This window comes from Streptomyces sp. CNS606, assembly GCF_000426325.1.
The window spans coordinates 1-1,278 of the sequence record NZ_AUFD01000066.1; the positions used below are offsets into that span (position 1 = coordinate 1).

At 74.9% G+C, this 1,278-nt stretch carries 1 protein-coding gene and 1 pseudogene; both read right to left on the minus strand.

From position 1 onward, the window contains the following. The coding region (locus tag K304_RS0120605) for a sensor domain-containing protein (protein ID WP_486591760.1) at nt 1–860 on the minus strand (860 nt) is incomplete at its 3' end. Then, nucleotides 857–1,278: pseudogene (locus K304_RS0120610) on the minus strand (ATP-binding protein); the annotation flags it as partial. The pseudogene K304_RS0120610 and the gene K304_RS0120605, both read right to left, overlap by 4 nt.

Genomic DNA, 1,278 nt, shown 5'->3' on the forward strand with positions numbered 1-1,278 from the left:
AGGCGGGCCTGGGCGCCGTCGTGCAGGTCGCGTTCGATGCGGCGCAGGTCGGCGGCGGCGGTGTCGACCACCACCCCCCGGTCCGACTCCAGTTCCCGCACACGGGTCGTCAGCCGGGAGGGTCCCAGCAGCCCGTTCACGGCGAGCCGGTCGACCGTCGTCAGCCCCCGGACCAGCCACGGCGTGGCCAGCACCACGAGCAGACCGGCCGTGCAGGCCATCGCCAGATCGGTCGGCGTCTCCAGGTACCAGTTCTCGCCGGGGCGGGCCTCCCACATCTGGAGGCCCGGCTGGTCGGTGAAGGTGGGGAACACCCAGTGCCAGGCCGGATAGAGGAAGGCCGTCCAGCCGGTGGCGAGGAAGCTCACCGTCAGGGAGAAGGTGAACACCGCCCACGGGAAGTGCAGCAGTGCGTACAGCATGCTCCGCCACGACACCCCGCTCCGCAGCACCGCACCCATCAGTGCCACCGCGCCCGGCTTGCGCTGCGCAGCCCGTACGGGTTCCGGCTCGTCGACCCGCATGCCCAGCAGTGCCCGGGCACGGGCCCGCTCCAGCCGCCCCAGCGCCCGGCACCCGGCCAGGCCCGCGGCCAGCACCGGCACACCGAGGAACGTGACCAGCAGCCCCGCGCCGGCGGACAGCATCGCCACGGCGAACGCGAAGGCGAACGGCGCCACGACCATGCCGGTCGCGACGTACCCGTACTCCCGCCATGCGCGGCCGGAGACCGGCGCGAGCAGCAGCCGGGCCGACGGCCCGCGACGGGCCGCGGCGGCGCCGCGGTCCGCGGCCGGCGGAACAGCGGTGTACGTCATGGTCGTCGCCCTCTCCTCGGACTCCTCGGACCGGGTCGTCATCGGCCCGCGCGCTCCCGTGCGCGCCACGGCAGCTCGGCGGTGACGGTGGTCGGTCCGCCCGCGGGGGAGTCGACGACGAGCAGTCCGTCGACGGCGTCCAGCCGTTCCGCCAACCCGTCCAGCCCGGAACCGGGCCGGGTGCCCGCGCCGCCCTTCCCGTCGTCGGTGACCTGAAGCATCAGCCGCCCGGCCGACCGCCACACCTCCACCGCGGCCGTCCGGGCGCCGCTGTGCTTGCTGACGTTCTGGAGCAGCTCGGAGACGGTGAAGTACGCGATGCCCTCGATCGCGGGCGCGGGCCGTTCGCCCAGGTCGGCGGTCACGGTGACGGGGACGGTGCAGCGTCGGGAGAGGGTGGTGAGGGCGGGGCCGAGGCCGCGGTCGGTGAGGATGGCGGGGTGGATGCCGCGGGCGAGGT